Below are 19806 nucleotides of genomic sequence, written 5' to 3'. Positions count from 1 at the left end.
CGCGCGACAACACGCGACCGCACGCGACCTGTCAGAGAAGGTCAGGGCGACTCGCCGGGCCGTCGGGCTCTCGCGCGAGCACACCAAGAGGTACCGGCCGGGCGAACGGCCGCCGTGACGCCGTCGGCGGGCACCCCGCGAGCCCCGCCACCGCGGGAGCGCACATCCGGCCCTGGCACCAGCCCATCCCGGCCCGGGTCAGCAGTTTCACGGTACGCACGTCCCCGGCGCCGAGTTCGTCGACGGCTTCCCGGATCGCGGCGGCGGGCACCTCCTCGCAACGGCACACGAGGGTGTCGTCGCCGACCCGCTCCACCCAACGGTCGGGCGGCGTACAGACCTTGTCGACGACGGCGAAGAACTCCCGCAGCCCACCACGCGCCTTCGCGGCCACCGCGTAGGAACTCCGCTCGGGCACCCGCGAGTCGAGCCGCGCCGCGATGGACAGGCCCGCGATCCGGCCCTCCGCCAGCGAGAGCGCGGCGCCGCCGATCCCGGTGGCCTCACCGGCGGCCCAGACGCCCGGGACGTCGGTGCGCTGTTCGTCGTCCACGGCCACGTTCACCCCGTCGAGGCGGCAGCCGAGCGTCTCGGCGAGGTCGGTGTGCGGAAGCATGCCGTGTCCGACGGCGAGGCTGTCGCAGGGAACGCGCCACTCGCTGCCCTCCCTGACCCGTCCGTCGGTGTCGAGCGCGGCCACGGTCACGGCTTCGAGGCGGTCGCTCCCGTGTGCCGCGACGACGGTGTGACGGACATGGACCCGGACCCCGTACCGCGCCAACTCGGCGGCGTACCGGGCGCCTTCGGCGAGCTTGTCCGGATGGGCGGCGAGGACCCGCGCATGCCGTGCGAACGCCCGGGGGTCGGCGGATTCCACGAGGGCGGCCACCTTCGCCCCCGCCGCGGCCAGTCCGACGGCCACGGGCATCAGCAACGGCCCGGTCCCGGCGACCACGGCGGTACGGCCCGGCAGCACGAGTCCGCTCTTCAGCATGGCCTGCGCCCCGCCCGCGGTGACGACTCCGGGGAGGGTCCAGCCGGGGAACGGCAGCACCTTCTCGTAGCCGCCGGTCGCCAGGAGCACGGCGTCGGCGCGGACCGCGACGGACTCCTCCTGCTCGGGCCCGAGCAGCGCGTGCACGGCGAAGGAGGCCGCTTCCCGCTCCACGCACCACACATGATGTTCCGTCAGGTGTGTGATCCGCCCCGCCCGGACATGTGCCGCGAGTCCGTCACGGAGCCGTTCCCAGGTACGCCACTGGTGGTGCAGGGCGCTGGGGCGGCGGGCACCGAGCCCGGCGGCGGGCTGACGGTAGAACTGGCCGCCGGCCTCCGGGGCGGCGTCCACGAGGGTCACCGACACACCGCGCGCGGCGGCGGCGAGGGCGGCGACGAGCCCGGCGGGTCCGGCGCCGATCACCGCGAGGCGGGGTCGTTCACTCATGGTGCCCGGTTCCTTCCTGGGTGCGGATCACGTCACCCGGCTCCGCCCGTACCAGGCAAGCCCGTTGGTTGGGGCGCCCGTTGACGGTCAGCAGACAGTCGAAGCACACCCCGATACCGCAGAAGACTCCGCGTGGCTCACCGCTGCCCCGGGTCGTGCGCCAGGACACGACACCCGCGGACCACAGGGCGGCCGCGATGGTCTGACCGGGCAGAACGGCCAGTTCCCGGTCGTCGAACGTGACCGTGAAGGACGGTTCCGGCCGAGCCCGGACCAGCCTCAGAGGAGTACGGGGCATCACGGGCCCTCCACAGGAGCGGGAGCGGAATCGGGATCGGCGCCGGCGTCGGCGCGGGGAAAACGGTCGGGGCGGAACGGTGCGAGATCCAGGTCGGGCGTCTTGCCCGCAAGGACCTGTGCGATCACGTGGCCGGTACCGGTGGCGAGTCCGATCCCCGCGCCCTCGTGCCCGCACGCGTGGAAGAGGCCGGGCACCCGGGCGTCGGGCCCGACGGCGGGCAGGTGGTCCGGCATGTACGGACGGAAGCCGAGGTAGGCGCGCATGGCCCGCACCTCCGCCAGGAAGGGGAACAGCCGGGTCGCACCGGCCGCGAGCTCCCGCGTGACGGGCAGCGAGAAGGAGCGGTCGAAGCCGACCCGTTCCCGGCTGGCCCCGATCAGTACGGGACCCGCCGCCGTTCCCTCGACCACCGGGGAGGTCTGCAGCGCCGCCGAGTCACTGGCCACGTCGGCCACGTAGTCCGCCGCGTACACCTTGTGGCGTACCCGGCGCGGCAGGGGTTCGGTGACGAGGACGAAGCCGCGCCGGGGCAGCACGGGCAGGGACACCCCGGCCAGCGCGGCCAGTTCCCCGCCCCAGGTCCCGGCCGCGTTGACGACCGCGGGCGCGTGGATGTCCCCGTGCGGGGTACGGACACCGCGCACCGCCCCCGACGCCGTGCGCAGCACGTCCGTGACCGTCCGGCCGGTGTGCAGCGAGGCACCCGCCGTGCGGGCCAGCCGGACGAGACGGGCGGCGGCGAGCGTGGGCATCACCTGGGCGTCCTGCGGGTAAAGCACGCCACCCGCGAGGCCGTGCGCCAAGTACGGTTCGAGGTCGTGCAGTTGGTCCGGGCCGACGGAAGCGGCCCGGACCCCGGCCGAGCGCTGTGCGGCGGCGAGTCCCTCCAGCGCCGCCAGCCCTTCGGGCGTGGAGGCGACGACGAGTCCGCCCTTGGCCTCGTACTCGACGGAGCCGCCCACGCCGGGTTCGGCGGCGAGGTCGGCCCACAACCGTCCCGAGAGCAGGGCGAGTTCGAGTTCGGGGCCGGGTTCCTTGTCGGAGACGAGGAGGTTGCCCTCGCCGGAGCCGGTCGTGCCGCCCGCCACCGGGCCGCGGTCCACCAGGACGGCACTCAGTCCCGCCCGGGCCGCGTACAGGGCGGTCGCCGCCCCTACCATTCCGGCCCCGACGACCACGACATCGCAGGTCAGCGAGTTGCTCACGTCAGTAATATGTCACATACCCCTGTGGATGCACACCCCCCTCCGCCACACACCGGCACCCACGTACTCAGCCCGTCAGCCGTCCGGCAGCCGTCAGTGCCTCCAGAGCGCTCGCCTGGGTGCGCCAGTCCGACACGTTGGGAACGGCGCCGGACCAGCGCTGGCCGAGGCGGTTGAGCGCGTCCCGGTCGGTCGCCCAGATGGAGTCGGCCTGCTTCGTGACGTACGCCGTGTACGTGGCCGAGTCCGTGGCATCCGCGAGGTCGGCGAGGTGCCGTACGAAGATGCCCTTGAACTGTTTCTGGTTGTCGTCGCAGGAAGCGGTGCCGAGGTCGCAGGACTCGGTCAGTACGCCGCCCCGGGTCAGCGCCGGTGAGGAGATCGCGGTGTCGGCCAGCCGCTTCGCCGTGTCCAGGTACCGGGTGCTCCCCGTCGACCGCCACAGCTGCGTGAAGGCGCCGATGGCGAGCCCCTGGTTGTAACTCCACACGGTCTGGCCGTTGTTGGCGCAGCCCGAGGTGATCCCGTCGTTGACCAGGCCCGCGGAGTTGATCATCCCGCTGGCGAGGTACCAGTCCGCCGCCGTGGTCGCGCGGGCGCCCCACACGGTGTCGCCGTCGATCCGCTGGTGCAGTGCGGTGGTGAGCCACAGATACAGCCCGTTGGTGACGGCGTTCTTGTAGGTGCGCTCCCGGTCCCACCACACACCGCCGCCACAGGTACCGGTGTCCCAGTACCGGTGGACATAGTCGGTGATGGTCACCGCTTCCGCCAGATAGCGCCGGTCACCTGTGTGGTCGTACGCCGTCAGCCAGGCCACCGCCCACCAGGCCGCGTCGTCTATGGCCCGGCTGATGAAGTGGCCCTCGATCGGGTCGGAGCCGCGCCCGCCCGCCGGGAAGACACCCCGGTTCTGTTCGTAGGTGCGGGCGATCACCCAGTCGTAGTCGTGCCGGCCGCTCTGCGCGGCGAAGTCGACGACCGAGGTGAGCGCGACGGCGGAGTTCCACCAACTGCTGCGCCACCAGCCCTCGTCGGTGTGGTACGAGGCCATCAGCGCGTCCGCCGCCCCGCGCGCCCGGGTCGGTGCGGGCCTGGCCCAGGCCGTGCAGCTGCCCTCCTGGTGCGCGGCCTCACGGCCGCAGGCGCGCACCGCCCCGCCGTACAGCAGGCCGCGCGGGTCCCGGGTGGCGTACAGGGCGGTCCGGGTGGAGGTGGCTCCGGCGGGCACGCTCGTACGGCCGAGGGAGGAACCCTCGGGGTGGCTCGCGCCGCTGTCCCAGGAGCGGTCCAGCCAGATCTCGTCGCCCGCGCCGCCTCCGGCGATGACACCCCAGGCCGTACCGCCGCGCTGGTCGACGTGCAGGCTGATGGTGCGCCCGAAGAGCGTGGTGGCGGGGACCGGGGTGTCGTCACCGGCCGCCGTGGCGGGGTCGGCGCCGTCGCAGGACGTGCCGTCGCACACCTTCGGGTACACCCAGTCGGTACAGGTCACTCCGGCGGCGTCGCCGCAGGCGCGGATCCAGCCGCGCCGGTGCCCGACGGGGTCGGTGATGTTGTACATGAGGGTGCGGGTGCCGGTCCATGAGCCGGGGACGCTCGCCTTGCCGAGCAGACCCTCCCAGGTGGCGCCCCGGTCCCAGGAGCGGTCCAGCCAGACGGAGTCACCGGCCGCGCCGTTGTCGATGCTCGCCCAGGCCGTGTTGTCCGGGTCGGAGACGTGCAGTCGCAGGATTCTGCCGTTGACGGTTCTGTCCGGCACCGGGAACGTGTCCTGCCGCGCCTTCGAGGGGTCGTGGGTGTCGCACACCAGGGCGCAGACCGGTGTCGCGGCGTGGGAGGGGGTGGGGGGAAGGGCGATCAGGCCGGTGAGGGCCAGGAACAGGGCCAGGAGTCCGCCGAGGAGGGGGTGGGGGCGTGCCGCCATGACGTATCGCCTCTCTGGAGAAGCCGTGCACGGAAGGGCAGCGGCGACCGTCCGGCAAGGGCGACCGCCCTTCAGATCGTGCCCATGTCAAACGCTGGCTACGACCGGACGCACCCAGGACTTCGAACACCCACGGATCCCGCCTCGCCCCCCAGCCCCACGCACCCCCGGAACCCTGGAGTTCCTTGGCGCATCCCCGGATCCCCGGGTCTCAGCTGCGTCCCACGACCATCCACAGGGAGGGCAGCTCGATCCGTGAACCGTCGGCGCGGCGCTCCGTGGTGACCAGCGGCAGCTCCCCGTTCGCGACCACCACGAGCCCGGCCGCCCGCAGATACTCCGGTACGGCGGCGTCGGCCACCTCACCGGGCGCGATGCCGTGCCGGAAGACCGGCGCGAGTTTCGCCGGCGGTCCCTCCGGGCTCCGGGCGAGGCCGCGCAGTACGGCGCCGGCCGCCTCGGCGAGTTCGACGAGAATCGCGCGGCCCCGGTCGCCGACGAGGATGGCCAGACCGTCGACGAGCGCCTGCCGGTCGGCCGGCTCGCACTGGTGCAGAACGCCGCGCATGTAGACGTTGGCGTCGCCGATCTCGGCGTGCAGCGTCTCGGCCTCGATCTTCTCCGCCGCGTCGACCATCCGGTAGTGGGCCTGGCCCGCCGGGTCGGCGAGCCGGGCGTGGTCGAGGGCCGCGGCCGACAGATCGGCGCCGATGACCCGGGGATAGCGGTCGGCGAGGAACCGGGTCTGGGTGCCGTTGCCGCAGCCGAGGTCCACGAAGGGCAGTCCGGGGGCGGTCAGATGCGGTTCGAACAGGGCGAGATGGATGCCCGCGGTGAGCGCCGGTTCGGCGTCCCAGAAGACGGCTCCGGGCTCGGCGGGAGCCTCCCGCCAGAAGCCCTCCCAGGCCTCTCTGTACCGAGTGGTCACGCTCATGCCGGCTCCCCAGGAAAAGTGACGGGCAGTCCGGTTTATCGCGCCCGGCTCACAACGACAAGAACACGGCGCACACCTTTACGCCCCGAAAGGGGCGCGGGGGACTGCGCGACCAGCCCTCACCGCCCGCAGAGTCATCTCCACGCTGGCGAAGCGCAGCGCTTCGCGCTCAGCGATGCGGCAGGGTCAGTTCGAACCACACCGTCTTGCCGGACCCCGTCCGACTGGTCCCCCACTCCCGCGCCAGCGTGCTCACGACCCGCATCCCTCGCCCGAACTCGTCGAGCCGCCCCGCGCTGAGCAGCGTGGGCAGGGTGTGGTCGTCGTCGTCCACCTCGCACAGCAGGGTCTCGCCCCGGACCAGCCTGAGGGCGATGGGCCGGCTGTGGGAGTGCCGTACGGCGTTGGTGACGAGCTCGCTCACCAGCAGCTCGGCGGTGTCGGCGACGGAGCCGAGGCCCCACGTGTGGAGCTGTTCACGGACCGCCGCGCGCGCCCTGCCGGCCTCCCGGGGGTCGTGCCCGATCCGCCACTCGGCGACGTCCTCGGGCTCGATGCCGTTGAGCCGGGCCATCAGGAGCGCCACGTCGTCCTTGCGTCCGCCTCGGGTGTTGAGGGCCCGGATGATCGTGTCGCAGGCGTCGTCCATGGAGGCGGCCGGGTGGGCCGCGGACTCGCAGAGCGTGGCGAGGCCGACGCCGATGTCCTCGCCGCGCACCTCGACGAGGCCGTCGGTGCACATCACGAGCCGGTCGCCGGGTGCCACCCGCACGCGTACGGACTCGAAGGGCACTCCGCCGACTCCGATGGGCGCGCCGGTCGGCAGGTCGAGCAGATCGCTGCGGCCGTCCTCGGCGCGGACCAGCACGGGCGGGATGTGGCCCGCGTTGGCGATCTCCAGCTCGCTCGCGATGGGGTCGTAGATCGCGTACAGGCAGGTCGCGAGGTAGTGCTCGCCGAGTCGCTGCGCCAGGTCGTCGAGGTTGCGCAGGAGTTGTGCGGGTGGCAGGTCGAGGGCCGCCATGGTCTGGACGGCGGTCCGTAACTGCCCCATCATCGCTGCCGAGTTGAGGCCGTGACCCATGACGTCACCGACGACGAGGGCGGTGCGTGAGCCGGGCAGTTTCACGGAGTCGAACCAGTCGCCGCCGACCCGCCCGAGCAGCGTGCCCGGCAGATAGCGGGTCGCGATGTCGCAGCCGGACATCCGCGGGGCGATGTGGGGCAGCATGCTGTCCTGGAGGGTCTCGGCGACGCTCTCCTGGTACGTGTACATGCGGGCGTTGTCGAGCACGAGCCCGGCGCGCGCGGCGAGTTCGGCGCCGGTGACGCGGTCCATGTCGTTGAACTCGACGCGCTCCGGGTGGCGCAGCAGGATCATGAAGCCGAGGACCACGTTGCGGGCCTTGAGGGGCACGACCAGCATGGAGCGGCCGGTGATGAGGGGCCGGATGTCGCGCTTCTCGAACTGCGCGGCGATCATGTGGCCCATCTGCTCGCTGATGCGGGGCACGAGGACGGGGTCGCCGGTGGTCATGCACTGGAAGAACGGGGTGTGCGCCGGGAACGGCATGGCCTCGCCGACCGGTACGACGTCGTCCCAGCGGCCCGGTTCGTCCGTGTGCTCCACCGCGACCCGGTGCCACATGGTGGTCGTGTCGGGCACGCCGTCGGGGAAGCCCTCGCCCGCGACGACCTGTTCGCGCAGATAGGTCCCGGCCACGTCGGTGAAGCGCGGGACGACGGCCCGGCTGACCTCGACGATGGTGCGGGAGAGGTCGAGCGAGGTGCCGATGCGTCCGCTGACCTCGTTCAGGAACTCCAGCCGCTCCCGTACGGCCGCGTATTCGAGGTCCTCGCCCTCGTCCCCGGCGTCCTGCGGCAGCGGTTCGCCGGACAGGGCCGCCGCGGCGGCCCGTTCCTGGCGTGCCTTGCGTTCGGCGCGCCGCGGGACACCCCAGTCGGGGGTGACGGGGACCCGGTCGTTCTGGCTGAACTCCAGGACGGGATAGCCCAGTTCGAGGACCTGGGCGACGATGCGGGCGCCCTCGCCGACGCTCATGCTCGGCAGGATCTCGGGCAGCCTGCGGGCCAGGTCCTCGGCGCCGGGGAAGTCGGTGTGCAGCGCGAAGCCGGGCGCGATGCGCTCCACGGCGGCGCCGTCGCCCGCGCCCACACCCGCGCCGGTGTCCTCGGGACGCAGCGCGCCCGCGTCGGCGGCGAGTACCAGCAGGCGTTCCGCCCCCGGTCCCACCAGGGGGTACGCCCACCACAGGACGTCGATCCGGTCGCTGTCCGCCGCGGTCAGCCGCGCGCGGCCGGCCGCGGGGTAGAACAGCCGCCCGTCGAGGGAGGACTCGAGGTCGGGGCCGAGGCCGTCGTACGCGGCGTACGCCCCGTAGGGCGCGCTCTCGTCGTCCTCGGGCAGGGCGCCGGAGACGGGCAGCAGATCGACGACGGGACGGCCGACGGCTTCTTCCCGCGCGGTACCGAAGAGGCGCCGGGCACCGCGGCTCCAGTGCGAGACCAGTCCGTCCCGGTCCACCACGACCACGGCCAGCGGAATGCGTCCCGCCGCGGCGGCCCCGTCACCGGCCGCACGCTGGGAAGGTGCGCCCCTCTCGGTGCCACGGTCCATGGCTCAGGCCCTCTCTCCCACGGTCCGCAAGATCTGCGCCACCACATCAACCACGGTACGTCCGGGCTCGGTGGCCATGTGTGCCAATCCCCGAATTGCCCCGGCGCACACCGAGCCACGCCAGGGGTGCGAGGAACTGCGCGCTCGGCCCCCACGGGCCTGCACCCGACGACCTGCCTCGCCCTCACCCCCAAGGGCGCGGGGAACGGCGCAGTCTCTTACCTGCGGGCCGGTGGGGGCCGGCCGCGCAGTTCCCCGCGCCCCTACATGCAAAGGATTGCGCCGTTCCCCGCGCCCCTGAAAGACGAAAGACTGCGCCGTTCCCCGCGCCCCCAAAGGCAAAAGGCTGAGCACCCTCAGTCGTCCTCGTGGCCCAGTTGGAGGTCTCGTTCCGTTCGGCCGCCTCCCGCCACCTGCAGAACCGTGGCCACCGGCGGGTATCCCGCCGCGATCACCGTGTACTCGCCCGACGAGAGGTCGATGAAGCGGAACGCCCCGTCACCCCCGGTGGTCAGCGTGTCCACCACGTTCCCCGCCGCGTCGAGCAGCGTGACCCGCGCGTCCTCCACCGGCCGCCCCCCACTCGCCCGCACGGTCCCCCGCAGCACCGCCCCGCCCGCGAGCTCGACGTCCTGCCGGGTCTCGCGCGCGGCCTGCACGCTCACCGGCAGCGCGGCCGGCCGGAAGGCGGGCGCGCTCCCGGCCAGGGTGTACTCCCCCGCCACCAGCTCCGTGATGACATAGCCGCCCTCCCGCCCACTGCGCGTCGAGGCGACCACCTCCCCGTGCACGTTGGTGAGCGTGACGGTCGCGTCCCGCACGGGCGTCCCGTCCGCCGTGACGACGCTCCCGGCGAGACGCCCCGCCCCGCCGAGGACCACGTCCAGTTCCACGGGCCGTTCCCCGACGGTGACGCTGACCGCCTGCGGCTGGTGCCCGCCGGCCGCGGCGATCAGGACGTACGCCCCCGAGCCGGGCGTCGACAGCGCGTACCGTCCGTCCTCGCCGCTCGCGCCCCGCCCGATCTGCTGCCCCGCGACATCGATGAGGGTGAGCGCGGCGCGGGGCACGACCGTGCCGTCGGGGTGCTGCACGGTGCCGCAGACGGGGATCCCGGCGGCGTACGTCGAACGGGCCCCCGGAACGGTGGCGTTCAGCGGTGCGGCGGCGGTCTCGGGGACTGCGGTGGGGGTGTGGTGGGACACCAGCGGTTTCTCCTTGAGGAAGAAGGCGACGAGCAGGCCCAGGACGAGCACCGGCACGAGGTAGAGGAAGATCCGCGGCATCGCGTCGGTGTACGCCGCGATGTAGCCGTCCCGCAGTGCGGCGGGCAGTGCGTGGACGAGCTGCGGGGTGATGGACTCGGGGTCGGGCACACCGGCCCCGGCGGGCAGCCGGTCGGCGAGGGAGTCGGCGAGCCGGTCGGCGAGGAGCGTGCCGAAGACCGCCGCGCCGACGCTGCCGCCGATCTGCCGGAAGTAGTTGTTGGCACTGGTCGCGGTGCCGAGGTCGTGCGGGTGCACGGAGTTCTGCACGGCGAGGATCAGCACCGGCATGACCAGGCCGATCCCGGCGCCGAGCAGGGCCATCCAGACGCTGTAGTGCAGCCGGGGCGTATCGGCTTCGAGCCGGGAGAGCAGCCACATGCCGAGGACGGACAGGGCGCTGCCGAGGATCGGATAGACCTTGTAGTGGCCGTTGCGGCTGATGAGATGGCCCGAGACGACCGAGGCGCCGACGATGCCACCCATCATGGGGAGCATGAGCAGGCCCGACTCGGTGGCGGTGGCGCCGTCGACCATCTGCAGGTACGTGGGCAGATAGCTGGCCGCGCCGAAGAGGGCGACGCCGACGATCACCCCCACGACGGCGGTGACGTTGAAGACGCCGTCGCGGAACAGCCGTAGCGGGATGAGGGGTTCGGCCGCGCGGTGCTCGGCGACGAGGAAGAGCGCGGTCGAGGCGACGGCTCCCGCGGCGAGTCCGAGGACGACGCGCGAGTCCCACGCGTACTCCGTGCCGCCCCAACTGGTCAGCAGCACAAGGCAGGTGGAGGCGGCGGCGAGCAGCAGGGCGCCCAGGACGTCCAGACGCGGCCTGGCGGTGGGCTTCGGCAGTTCGAGGACGACGGCCACGACGGCCAGCGTGATCAGGCCGAAGGGGACGTTGACGTAGAAGCACCAGCGCCAGGAGAGATGGTCGGTGAAGTAGCCGCCGAGCAACGGGCCCGCGACCGAGGCGAGTCCGAACGCGGCGCCGATCATCCCCATGAAGCGGGCCCGCTCCCGGGCCGGCACGACGTCCGCGATGATGGCCTGTACGCCGATCATGAGGCCGCCGGCGCCGACGCCCTGGAGGGCGCGGAAGGCGATCAACTGGTCCATGGTGCGCGACCATCCGGCCAGCGCGGAGCCGATCACGAAGACGACGATCGCGAACTGGAAGACGCCCTTGCGGCCGTACAGATCGCCGAACTTGCCGTAGACGGGCAGCCCTACGGTCGACGTGAGCAGATACGCGGTGATCGCCCAGGACATCTTGTCCAGGCCGTGCAGCTCTCCGACGATCTTCGGGAGCGCGGTGGCGACGATCATCTGCTCCAGGGCCGCGAGCAGCAGCGCGAGCATGAGCGCGAAGAACACCAGGCGCACACGGCGCGGGCTCAGCGCCTCCAACTGGGGCAGCTCCGGCGGCGCTTGGGGTGTGTCGGGGGCCGGAGAGGAAACGTCTCGTCCGCTCTCCGCCAGAGCCGTGCCACCCACGTGCTGCTCCCCTCGTCGCGCCTGCGGGGCCCATTTCTCGCATTACGCGACATCTGGGAGCAAGCGCGACGAGTCGCCCTGAGATGGGCCTCAGCAGACGTATCCGCCGGTAGGAGCCCTACGGCGTACAACTGGGCCGTACTGAGAACCACTCGAAACGGTGAGCGCGGGAATCCCGCGGAGCGGGTCGGAGCGGACGGCTACTTCTGCACCTCGGTGGCGAGCTTCGCCAGCACCTCGTCGTAGATGCGGCCGAGGCCCTTGGGCGCGAAGGTCCGCTCGAAGAAACCGCCGATGCCGCCCGCGCCGTCCCAGACGGTGGTGACGACGACCCGGGACCTGCCATCGCCGGCCGGGGTGACACGCCAGGTGGTCACCATCGAGCTGTTGCGGTCCTTCTCGACCAGCTCGCCGTCGGTGGGCTCGCTCACATCGAGCAGGCAGTCACGGATCCGCTTGCTGGTGGCCTGGAGCTTCCAGTGGACGACAGTCCCCTCGCCGTCACCGCCCTCCCGGACCTCGTACTCACTGAAGTGCTCGCTCAGGATCTTCGAACGCGTGCCGTTGTAGTCGGCCAGCGCGTCGAACACGTCGTCCGGCTGACCCGTCACGACTCGCTCGGTGGTGGCCTCGACCTGCGCCATTGCGTTCCTCCAGCACTCGGGATCTCGGGCGTCAGCGCTCAGCCAACCATCAGGCGCCCGAGCCGCCCAAATCGGGGTCCACAACTATGGGGTCGCACGATCAAGGGAACATGTGTTCTATTCTGTGGTCAGTGCTATCGAGGAGGCGTCATGCGGTGGGAGAACCTCGCAGTGGAGTCCGACGGGAATCCGTCGGCCGGCCCCACAAACCCCGCTCTGTTCGGCGCGGAGACGGTGACCACCCGGACGTTCGACACGCCCGAGTTCCGCGGAATCACCTTCCACGAGATCCGGGCCCGGTCGATCGTCAACCGCGTCCCGGGGGCCTCGCGCATGCCCTTCGAGTGGACGGTCAACCCCTACCGGGGGTGCACGCACGCGTGCGTCTACTGTTTCGCCCGCAAGACCCACAGCTATCTGGACCTCGACACCGGCCTCGGCTTCGACAGCCAGATCGTGGTGAAGGTGAACGCCCCTGAGCTGCTGCGGCGCCAGCTCGGTTCACGGCGCTGGCTCGGTGACCACATCGCGATGGGCACCAACGTGGACTGCTACCAGCGCGCCGAGGGCCGCTACCGGCTGATGCCCGGCATCATCGCGGCCCTGCGCGACCACGCGAACCCCTTCTCCATCCTCACCAAGGGCACGCTGATCCTGCGCGACCTGGACCTGCTGAAGCAGGCTGCGGCCGTCACCGAGGTGGGGATCTCCGTCTCCGTGGGCTTCACCGACCTCGACCTGTGGCGGACCGTGGAGCCGGGCACGCCCGCCCCGGAGCGCCGCCTCGACGTCGTCCGCACGCTGAGCGCGCACGGCATCGACTGCGGGGTCCTGATGGCGCCCGTGATCCCCTTCCTCGGCGACGACCCCTCCCAACTGCGCGCGACGGTACGGGCGATCGCCGCGTCCGGCGCGACCTCGGTGACCCCGCTCGTGCTGCATCTGCGGCCCGGGGCACGCGAGTGGTTCATGAGCTGGCTGGGACATCACCACCCGCATCTGGTCCGCCGGTACGAGCGGCTGTACGCGGAGGGCGCGTACGCCCCGAAGTGGTACCAGCGCCGGATCACCCGGCAGGTGCACGAGCTGGCCGAGGAGTACGGGATAGGCCCCACGCGCGCGGGGATGCCCCGCAGGATCCCGGTGCCCGAGCCGGTCGCACCGGAGCCCACCCAGCTGACCCTTCTGTGACCGGCACCCCTCACACACCGGTGGGCACCGACTGCCCTGCATCCGGCCGCACACCGCGGCCCAATGGGGTCAACTCTCGGCAGAAGCGGTCCTTCCGGGTGCCCGCCCCGGGACGATACGGCCAGGGCCGTGAGGCGCACGGCCCCCTGTCCGGTACATCGATGTGAGGCGATTCATTGTGAACCGACGCGCAGCCGCCCTGTGCGGCGCCGCCGCCGTGGTTGCCGGAACGATCACCGCGGTCCCGGCCGACGCGAGCCCGGCCTCCGCGACCGCCCGGCACACCGTCCCCTCCGCCGACACGGCGAAGCCCACCTGGAAGAAGTGCGGCACCAAGAACTATCCGACGCTCCAGTGCGCGTCCCTGAAGGTGCCCCTCGACCACGCGAACCCGCACGGCCGGAAGATCACGCTCGCGCTGTCACGGGTCCCGCACACCTCGAAGAAGACCTACCAGGGCCCGCTGCTGGTGAACCCGGGCGGCCCCGGCGGCAGCGGTCTGACCCTCGCCGGATTCGTCGCGGCCTCGCTGCCGAAGAACGTGGCGGCCCAGTACGACGTCATCGGCTTCGACCCGCGCGGGGTCGGCGCGAGCAGGCCCGCCCTGAACTGCCGGCCGGGGCACTTCAAGCCGGTGCGCCCCGACTCGCTGCCGACGACCCCCGCTCTCGAACAGGCCAACCTCGACCGCGTCCAGGCCTTCGCGCAAGCCTGCGCGGCCAAGCACGGGGACCTGCTGCCGTACATCGACACGGTGAGCGCGGTCCAGGACATGGACGCCATCCGGAGCGCCCTCGGCGCCAGGAGCATCAACTACTTCGGGTACTCGTACGGCACCTACCTGGGCGCCGTCTACGCGAAGCTCCACCCGGACCGCGTACGGCGCATGGTGCTGGACTCCGTCGTCGATCCCACCGGTGTCTGGTACGACGACAACATCGCGCAGGACCACGCCTTCAACTCCCGTCACCGGGCCTTCATGGCCTGGGTCGCCCGGCACGATACGACGTACAGGCTGGGCACCGATCCGGAGAGGATCGAGGCGGCCTGGTACGCGATGCGGGCGGCGCTGGCGAAGAAGCCGGCGGACGGCACGGTGGGCGCCTCGGAGCTGGAGGACACCTTCTCCCCCGGCGCCTACTTCAACGGCTACTGGCCCTACCTCGCCGACGCGTTCGCGGCCTTCGTGAAGACCGGGAACGACGATCCGCTGGTCGAGGCGTACGAGAACTTCGGGGCCGTCGACACCGCGGACGACAACGGCTACAGCGTCTACACCTCGGTGCAGTGCCGTGACGCGCACTGGCCGCGCGACTGGGACGAGTGGCGCGAGGACAACTGGGCGGTGTACGAGAAGGCACCCTTCATGACCTGGAGCAACGCCTGGTACAACGCCCCGTGCGCGTTCTGGCCCACCGACTCGGCCGAGCCCGTGGACGTCTCGAACGACTCGGTGCCGCCGGTGCTGCTGTTCCAGGCGACGGACGACGCGGCCACCCCGTACGAGGGTGGCGCCATGGTCCATCGCCTGCTGGGCGGCTCCAGCCTGGTGGTCGAGCAGGGCGGCGGCAACCACGGCGTCACCCTCAGCGGGAACACCTGCCTGGACAAGCATCTGGCCGCCTATCTGACCGACGGCCAGGTGCCGCGCGGGAACGGCGAGGCCGACGCGGTGTGCGCGAAGCTGCCCGACCCCAAGCCGCTGACCGCGAAGGCAAAGGCGAAAGCGGGCTCGGGCACCGGCACGGCCTCGCGGGGCGCGACCCTGCACGGCCTGATCGGTTTCCGGGGCTAGGGCGTCGGGGCTGATCGGCGCTGGGCGGGGCCGACCGGGGGGCGTTGTCAGTGCCGTGATGCAGGATTGATCCATGACCGGACCGATCCGCATCACCGCCCCCGACGGCGTCGCCCCCGCCGCCGCGTACGCGCACGTCGTCATGGGCACGGGCCGCTTCGTGGCGGTCTCGGGCCAGTTGCCGCTGGACGAGGACGGCAAGGTGGTCGGTGAGGGTGACCCGGCGGCGCAGGCCCGTCAGGTCTTCGAGAACCTGCGCCGCTGCCTCGCCGCGGCCGGCGCCGGCTTCGACGACGTGGTCAAACTGACCTACTTCGTCACGGACATGGCCCACATGCCGGCCATCCGCACGGCCCGGGCCGAACACATCCCTTCGGACCGCCTGCCGGCCGCCTCGGCCGTGCAGGTCGCGGGGCTCGTCCGCCCGGAGTTCCTGATGGAGATAGAGGCGTTCGCGATACTGCCCGCATGAGCGATTCCCGTACCCCGCTGGCCCGTGTGCCGCTCTCCCGTGTCCCGCTGCGCGTCCGCGAGATGACCCTGGCCGACTGCCCGCGCGTGGCGGAGATCCGGGTTCGCGGCTGGCAGAGCGCGTACAGAGGGCTGATGCCGCAGTCGTACCTCGACGGGCTCGACGTGTCGGCCGAACTCCCGCGTCGGCGGGCCCACTTCGAGCAGGCGGCTCCGGGCGTGGTGAACCTCGTCGCGGAGTGGGCCGGCGAAGTCGTCGGCTGGGCCTGCCACGGGCCCTACCGCGGCGAAGAACCGCCTGCCGTGGATGCCGGGCGTGATGGGGGTGCCGGGGACGCCGAGTTGTACGCGATCTACGTCGACCCCGGACGGACGGGGCGCGGCGTGGGCCGCACCTTGTTGCGGGAGTCGGTCGGGCGGTGCGCCGCCGCGGGGCACGACAGGATGCTGCTCCGGGTCCTTCGGGAGAACGCGGGCGCGCGCCGTTTCTACGAGCGGGCCGGTTTCACCGCGGACGGCGCCGAGGAGCCCTACGAGGTCGAGGGTGTCAAGGTGCCGGAGGTGCGGTACGCACGGCCGCTGGAGCGCTGAGTCACCCCTTGGGGAGGCTGACGCAGAAGACCGCGCCGTTCGGCCGGCCCGGTTCGTACCAGGCGTCGCCGCCGTTGGCCCGGGCCAAATTGCGGGCGATCCACAGGCCGAGGCCGGTGCCCTCGGTGGCCGCCGCGGTGGCGGGGTCGCGGCGGTAGCGCTCGAAGAGGTGCGGAACGAAGGACTCCGGCACACCGGAGCCGTGGTCCGCGACCCGGACCTCGATACGTCCGCCGGCTTCGCGCGCGGTGATCTCGACGGGATCCCGGCCGTAGGCGAGCGCGTTCTCCAGGTAGTTACCGAAGATCTCGGCGAACCCCACGGGGTCGACACGGGCCACCAGATGCCCCGGCACCGCGATCATCAGCCCGTCCCCAAGAGCCCGATTTCCGAGCCAGGCCCCGGATCCGGCCCCGACCTCGGCCCCGGGCTCGGGCTCCAATCTCGACCCGGCTCCGGTCCCAGACCCGGCCCCGGACTCGGATCCGGCCTCAGACCCGGGCTCGGGATCGGCCCCGGGCTCGGGCTCGGGCCTGGGCTCGGGCCTGGGCTCGGGCTCGGGCCTGGACCCAGACCCAGACCCGGGCTCGGATCTGGAGCTGGCCTCGGACTCGGGATCGGGAGCGGCCCCGGGCTCGGGCTCAGCCCTGGACTCGGACTCGGCCCTGGACTCGGGCTCGGGCTCAGCCCCGGTCTCCGGCTCGGGCTCAGCCCCGGGCTCGGACCCGCCCCCCGTGAACTGGGCCAGTAGGAAATCGCGTACCCGTACCGGTTCCGGTGTGCCCTGTTGGGCGGCGCCGTCGATTCGTGCGGCGGTGAGGAGTTTGCGGACCAGGGCCTGTAGGCGGGCCGTGCGTTCGGCGATTCGCTCGACCACCTCCGCGCGTCGCTCGTCGGCCAGTCCGGGCGCCGGGTCCCTGAGCACGTGCACCAGGGCGGCCAGGGCCGCGAGTGGGTTGTGCAACTGGTGCGCGGCGACCGCGACCACCACGCTCTGGTGCTCCAGGGCGGCCTGCAGCACCTGGTCGGCCTGCTGCCGGCGGGTCCCGTCGCGCAGAGTGGCCACGTACAGCCGCCGGCCGTGGAACCGGACGAGGGCGACCGTCATCCCGACGACCTCGTTGCGGCCGCTCGGCAGCACCAGCGTGACCTCGGTGGACTCTCCGTCGTCGAGCGGAAAGCCGAAAACGGAGCCGATCAGCTCGTCGGCCGGCCGCTCCAGCAGCGCCGCCGCGGCCGGGTTGCACGCCCCCACGCGTCCGTCGGCGTCGACCGCGACGATGCCGTCGGGCGCGGCCAGCGTCATCGCCGCGTACAGCTCCTGACGCCCGTCGTCAGCCATGGTGTGCGTCCCCGCGCCCCCTTCGCCGACCCAGCGGTCCGTCCAGTGGTCCGTCCAGCGAACCGGTACCCCTCATGTCCCCCCAGCTTCCTCCCGCCGGGCACGTTGCGGTGCGTCCGCGGGAGCACCCGCACCGGGCGCCCGCCGCGGCTTCCCCACGGCGTCGACGCCCCCTGTCCGCAAACGGTCGGACAGCCGGTACGCAGAGCACATCAGGCGCGTGTCGGCCGACGCGGCGGGCATCGCCCCCGTAGGGCCGGACCCGTGCGGTACGAGGAACGCACGGGCTGTCCTCCGGCGCCCCCTGCCACCTGCCGCTGACCGGCCAAGGATCGGCCACCCCCGGCGTTTCCCTTCAACTCTGTACCGTGTACGGGGTGTTGGGCCAGACACCGGAGGCATATTCCCGGGTCCGGCCGGGGCCCGCCGAGGGTGCGGAGCACTACGCTCGAAGCGCATCGCCACCACCGGCCCGGGGAGAGCCGGCCATCCGGAGGGGGAGGATCCGGGATGATCCGCGTGCTCGTGGTCGAGGACCAGCGCGCGCTGGCCGACGCCCTGGCCATCGCCATCGGGGCACAGCCGGATCTGGACTGCGGCGAAGCGGTGGGTACGGTCGACGAGGCGTTGCGGGAGGCGGCCCGTCGGCCCCCCTCCGTGGTGCTGATGGACATCCATCTGCCGGGCACGGACGGTATCGAGGGCACCCGGCTGCTGAAGAAGGCCCATCCCTCGGCCCGGGTGGTGGTCCTGACGGCGGACGCGACACCCGACCAGCTGGCGCGGGCGGTGACGGCGGGCGCCTCGGCGTTCCTCGCCAAGCACAGCCCGTTCGGGGACATCCTCACCGCGATCCGGACGACGGCCACCGGCAAGCTCCTCGTGGAGGAGTCGACGCTGGCGGCCCGGCTGCCGCCGCGGCAGCGGGGCGGGGGCGGGCTGACTCGCCGCGAGCACGAGGTGCTGGTGCTGCTCGCCCAGGGGCACGGTCTCAAGACGATCGCGGACCGGCTCGTCCTCAGCCGGCACACGGTACGCGGACATGTGAAGAGCGTCCTCGCGAAACTGCGTGCGCACAGTCAGCTGGAGGCGGTGGTGACAGCCACGCGGCTGGGGATCCTGCCGCGCGAGATGCCGTAGCACGGTGAATCAGCCCATCTGAGGGGGCCGTTCGCCCCGTCTGGGGGATGTCCGGCGGGACGTCCGTCACTTATGGTGCGAAATGTGCGACCTCCCCCGACATCGGTCCGAGCCGGTGCCGAGCGACTTCCCGAATCCGACGTCGCACCCAGCCGGGCGGTCGTACGACGGGGCCGCCGGGGAGCAGGACCCGGGCCATGTGCGCGGAGATGACGGCAGTTCGGATCCCGCGACGTTCGTCCGCCTGCCGGCCGCCCGTCTCCCGCCGGGCGAACCCCCGGCGCCCCACCCCGCCCCAAGGGGCGCGAGGAACCGCGCGGCCCACCCCAACCGCCCCCACAGACGCACACCCGCCCTCGCCCCCACCGCCCCATCAGGGACGCAGCGAACCACACACTCACCCCCACCCACACCCCGCCAGGGGCGCGGGGAACTGCGCGGCCCACTCCGACCGGCCGCACCTCAAAGGGGCGCGGGGAACCGCGCGCTCAACCCCAGCCGGCCCGCACATCCCTACCCCCCTCACACACAAGGCCCTCAACTCCGCCCCGGCGGGACCCGCGGAACCCGCGGAACCCGCTGAGCCGGCAGCCGCCGCAAAGCATCGGCCGCCGCCCCGGCCAACTCAGGATGAACCAGCGCCTCGTTCAGCACCGGCCGGGCCCGCTCGTCCCCCAGCACCCCCAGCCCCTCCACACACGCGAGCGCGACCCGCCGGTACGGATCGTGCGGCCGGAACCGACGGGCCAGCGTGGTGATCAGCGCGGGCACGGACTCGGGCGCCCTCAACTCGACCAGCAGCCGCACCGGATGCAGGGCGTAGGCCACCCGCAGCTCGTTGGTGGCGAGCGCCGCCGCCGCCCGGGCGGTACGCGGATCACCCAGCCGCGCCATGGCATAGGCCGCGGACGCGCACCGCTGCGGATCCCGGTGGTTGAGCAGCAGGACGAGCGCCTCGAAGGCCCGCCGGTCCCCGGCGACCCCGAGCCGGAAGGCGGCCAGTTCCCGCGCCCAGAGCGGCTGTTCGGGAGCGATGAGTACGGCGGCCAGCTCGTCGAGATCACCGGTCGCGGCCAGTCGTTCGTACGTGATGGACGCCATCGTGCCCGCCTCCTGCCGTAAGCGCTGGGTGAGCGATCGCAACTCTTCGTCCATGATGCAGAGACTATCGGCGACATAGGTCACATGGACCGGTCAGGAATGCGGGCTGGCGCGCTCGTTACCCACCGGTTAAGCTCAATCGAGCGAGTTACCCACTCGTGGATCTGCCCGTGGTGGCCTGGTGACGCAGCCGCCGCGGGAACACCCTCGAACCCCCGTGGTCGCGAGGGAGCTGGTCGGTTCGGTACTTCAGGTACCTCAGTTCGACATGACGGCACGGCTCCGGGACAGGGCCTGTCGGTTCTCCTCACCGTTTCGCG

At 72.3% G+C, this 19806-nt stretch carries 15 protein-coding genes; 5 read left to right on the top strand and 10 right to left on the bottom strand.

Annotated elements, in window-relative coordinates; translation table 11 throughout:
- Positions 1-31: 31 nt before the first annotated feature.
- The 8 genes from IE278_RS23740 to IE278_RS23705 form a co-directional block, all read right to left on the bottom strand.
- On the bottom strand, positions 32-1444 hold the full coding sequence (locus IE278_RS23740; RefSeq protein WP_189775271.1) for an FAD/NAD(P)-dependent oxidoreductase: 1413 nt from the start codon (positions 1442-1444) through the stop codon (positions 32-34).
- Positions 1437-1742 (bottom strand): (2Fe-2S)-binding protein, encoded by a 306-nt coding sequence (locus tag IE278_RS23735; protein ID WP_189775270.1) that lies wholly within the window; start codon positions 1740-1742, stop codon positions 1437-1439. The genes IE278_RS23740 and IE278_RS23735 overlap by 8 nt, the downstream gene beginning before the upstream one ends.
- Positions 1742-2950: an NAD(P)/FAD-dependent oxidoreductase gene (locus IE278_RS23730; RefSeq protein WP_189775269.1), complete on the bottom strand. Its 1209-nt coding sequence runs from the start codon at positions 2948-2950 to the stop codon at positions 1742-1744. Before IE278_RS23730 ends, IE278_RS23735 begins: the two co-directional genes overlap by 1 nt.
- A 67-nt stretch (positions 2951-3017) precedes the next feature.
- Positions 3018-4877 (bottom strand): glycoside hydrolase family 76 protein, encoded by a 1860-nt coding sequence (locus tag IE278_RS23725; protein WP_189775268.1) that lies wholly within the window; start codon positions 4875-4877, stop codon positions 3018-3020.
- A gap of 211 nt (positions 4878-5088) precedes the next feature.
- Positions 5089-5811 (bottom strand): class I SAM-dependent methyltransferase, encoded by a 723-nt coding sequence (locus IE278_RS23720; protein WP_189775267.1) that lies wholly within the window; start codon positions 5809-5811, stop codon positions 5089-5091.
- A gap of 169 nt (positions 5812-5980) precedes the next feature.
- On the bottom strand, positions 5981-8449 hold the full coding sequence (locus IE278_RS23715) for an ATP-binding SpoIIE family protein phosphatase (protein ID WP_189775266.1): 2469 nt from the start codon (positions 8447-8449) through the stop codon (positions 5981-5983).
- Positions 8450-8805: 356 nt separating this feature from the next.
- Positions 8806-11211, bottom strand: coding sequence for an MFS transporter (locus IE278_RS23710; RefSeq protein ID WP_189775265.1), 2406 nt, complete (start codon positions 11209-11211; stop codon positions 8806-8808).
- 200 nt (positions 11212-11411) lie between these two features.
- A complete protein-coding gene (locus IE278_RS23705; protein ID WP_189775264.1) occupies positions 11412-11855 on the bottom strand; it encodes an SRPBCC family protein in 444 nt (147 codons plus the stop codon).
- A 150-nt stretch (positions 11856-12005) separates the two neighbouring features.
- On the opposite strand from IE278_RS23705, the gene IE278_RS23700 reads away from it, so the two are divergent.
- The 4 genes from IE278_RS23700 to IE278_RS23685 all read left to right on the top strand — a co-directional run bounded on the left by IE278_RS23700 (position 12006) and on the right by IE278_RS23685 (position 15903).
- Positions 12006-13046, top strand: coding sequence for an Rv2578c family radical SAM protein (locus tag IE278_RS23700; RefSeq protein ID WP_189775263.1), 1041 nt, complete (start codon positions 12006-12008; stop codon positions 13044-13046).
- A 178-nt stretch (positions 13047-13224) separates the two neighbouring features.
- Positions 13225-14841, top strand: coding sequence for an alpha/beta hydrolase (locus tag IE278_RS23695; protein ID WP_189775262.1), 1617 nt, complete (start codon positions 13225-13227; stop codon positions 14839-14841).
- Positions 14842-14914: 73 nt separating this feature from the next.
- Positions 14915-15313, top strand: a complete 399-nt coding sequence (locus tag IE278_RS23690) for a RidA family protein (RefSeq protein ID WP_189775261.1) — start codon at positions 14915-14917, stop codon at positions 15311-15313.
- The gene (locus IE278_RS23685) at positions 15310-15903 is read left to right on the top strand and encodes a GNAT family N-acetyltransferase (protein ID WP_246570552.1); all 594 of its coding nucleotides are present in this window, start codon (positions 15310-15312) and stop codon (positions 15901-15903) included. The genes IE278_RS23690 and IE278_RS23685 overlap by 4 nt, the downstream gene beginning before the upstream one ends.
- A gap of 1 nt (position 15904) precedes the next feature.
- On the opposite strand, the gene IE278_RS42970 is transcribed toward IE278_RS23685, so the two are convergent.
- On the bottom strand, positions 15905-17245 hold the full coding sequence (locus tag IE278_RS42970) for an ATP-binding protein (RefSeq protein WP_189775260.1): 1341 nt from the start codon (positions 17243-17245) through the stop codon (positions 15905-15907).
- Between the two features lie 510 nt (positions 17246-17755).
- Here IE278_RS42970 and IE278_RS23675 point away from each other — a divergent pair.
- Complete coding sequence (locus IE278_RS23675; RefSeq protein WP_189775259.1) at positions 17756-18385, top strand: response regulator; 630 nt, start codon at positions 17756-17758, stop codon at positions 18383-18385.
- A 537-nt stretch (positions 18386-18922) separates the two neighbouring features.
- On the opposite strand, the gene IE278_RS23670 is transcribed toward IE278_RS23675, so the two are convergent.
- The gene (locus tag IE278_RS23670; RefSeq protein WP_189775258.1) at positions 18923-19540 is read right to left on the bottom strand and encodes an adenylosuccinate lyase; all 618 of its coding nucleotides are present in this window, start codon (positions 19538-19540) and stop codon (positions 18923-18925) included.
- Positions 19541-19806: the final 266 nt, after the last annotated feature.

Origin of the sequence: Streptomyces tauricus (assembly GCF_014650955.1) — a bacterium.
GTDB classification, from domain to species: Bacteria; Actinomycetota; Actinomycetes; order Streptomycetales; family Streptomycetaceae; genus Streptomyces; species Streptomyces tauricus.
Note: the sequence above shows the minus strand (reverse complement) of the source record. Positions and strands in the feature narration are given on the sequence as shown.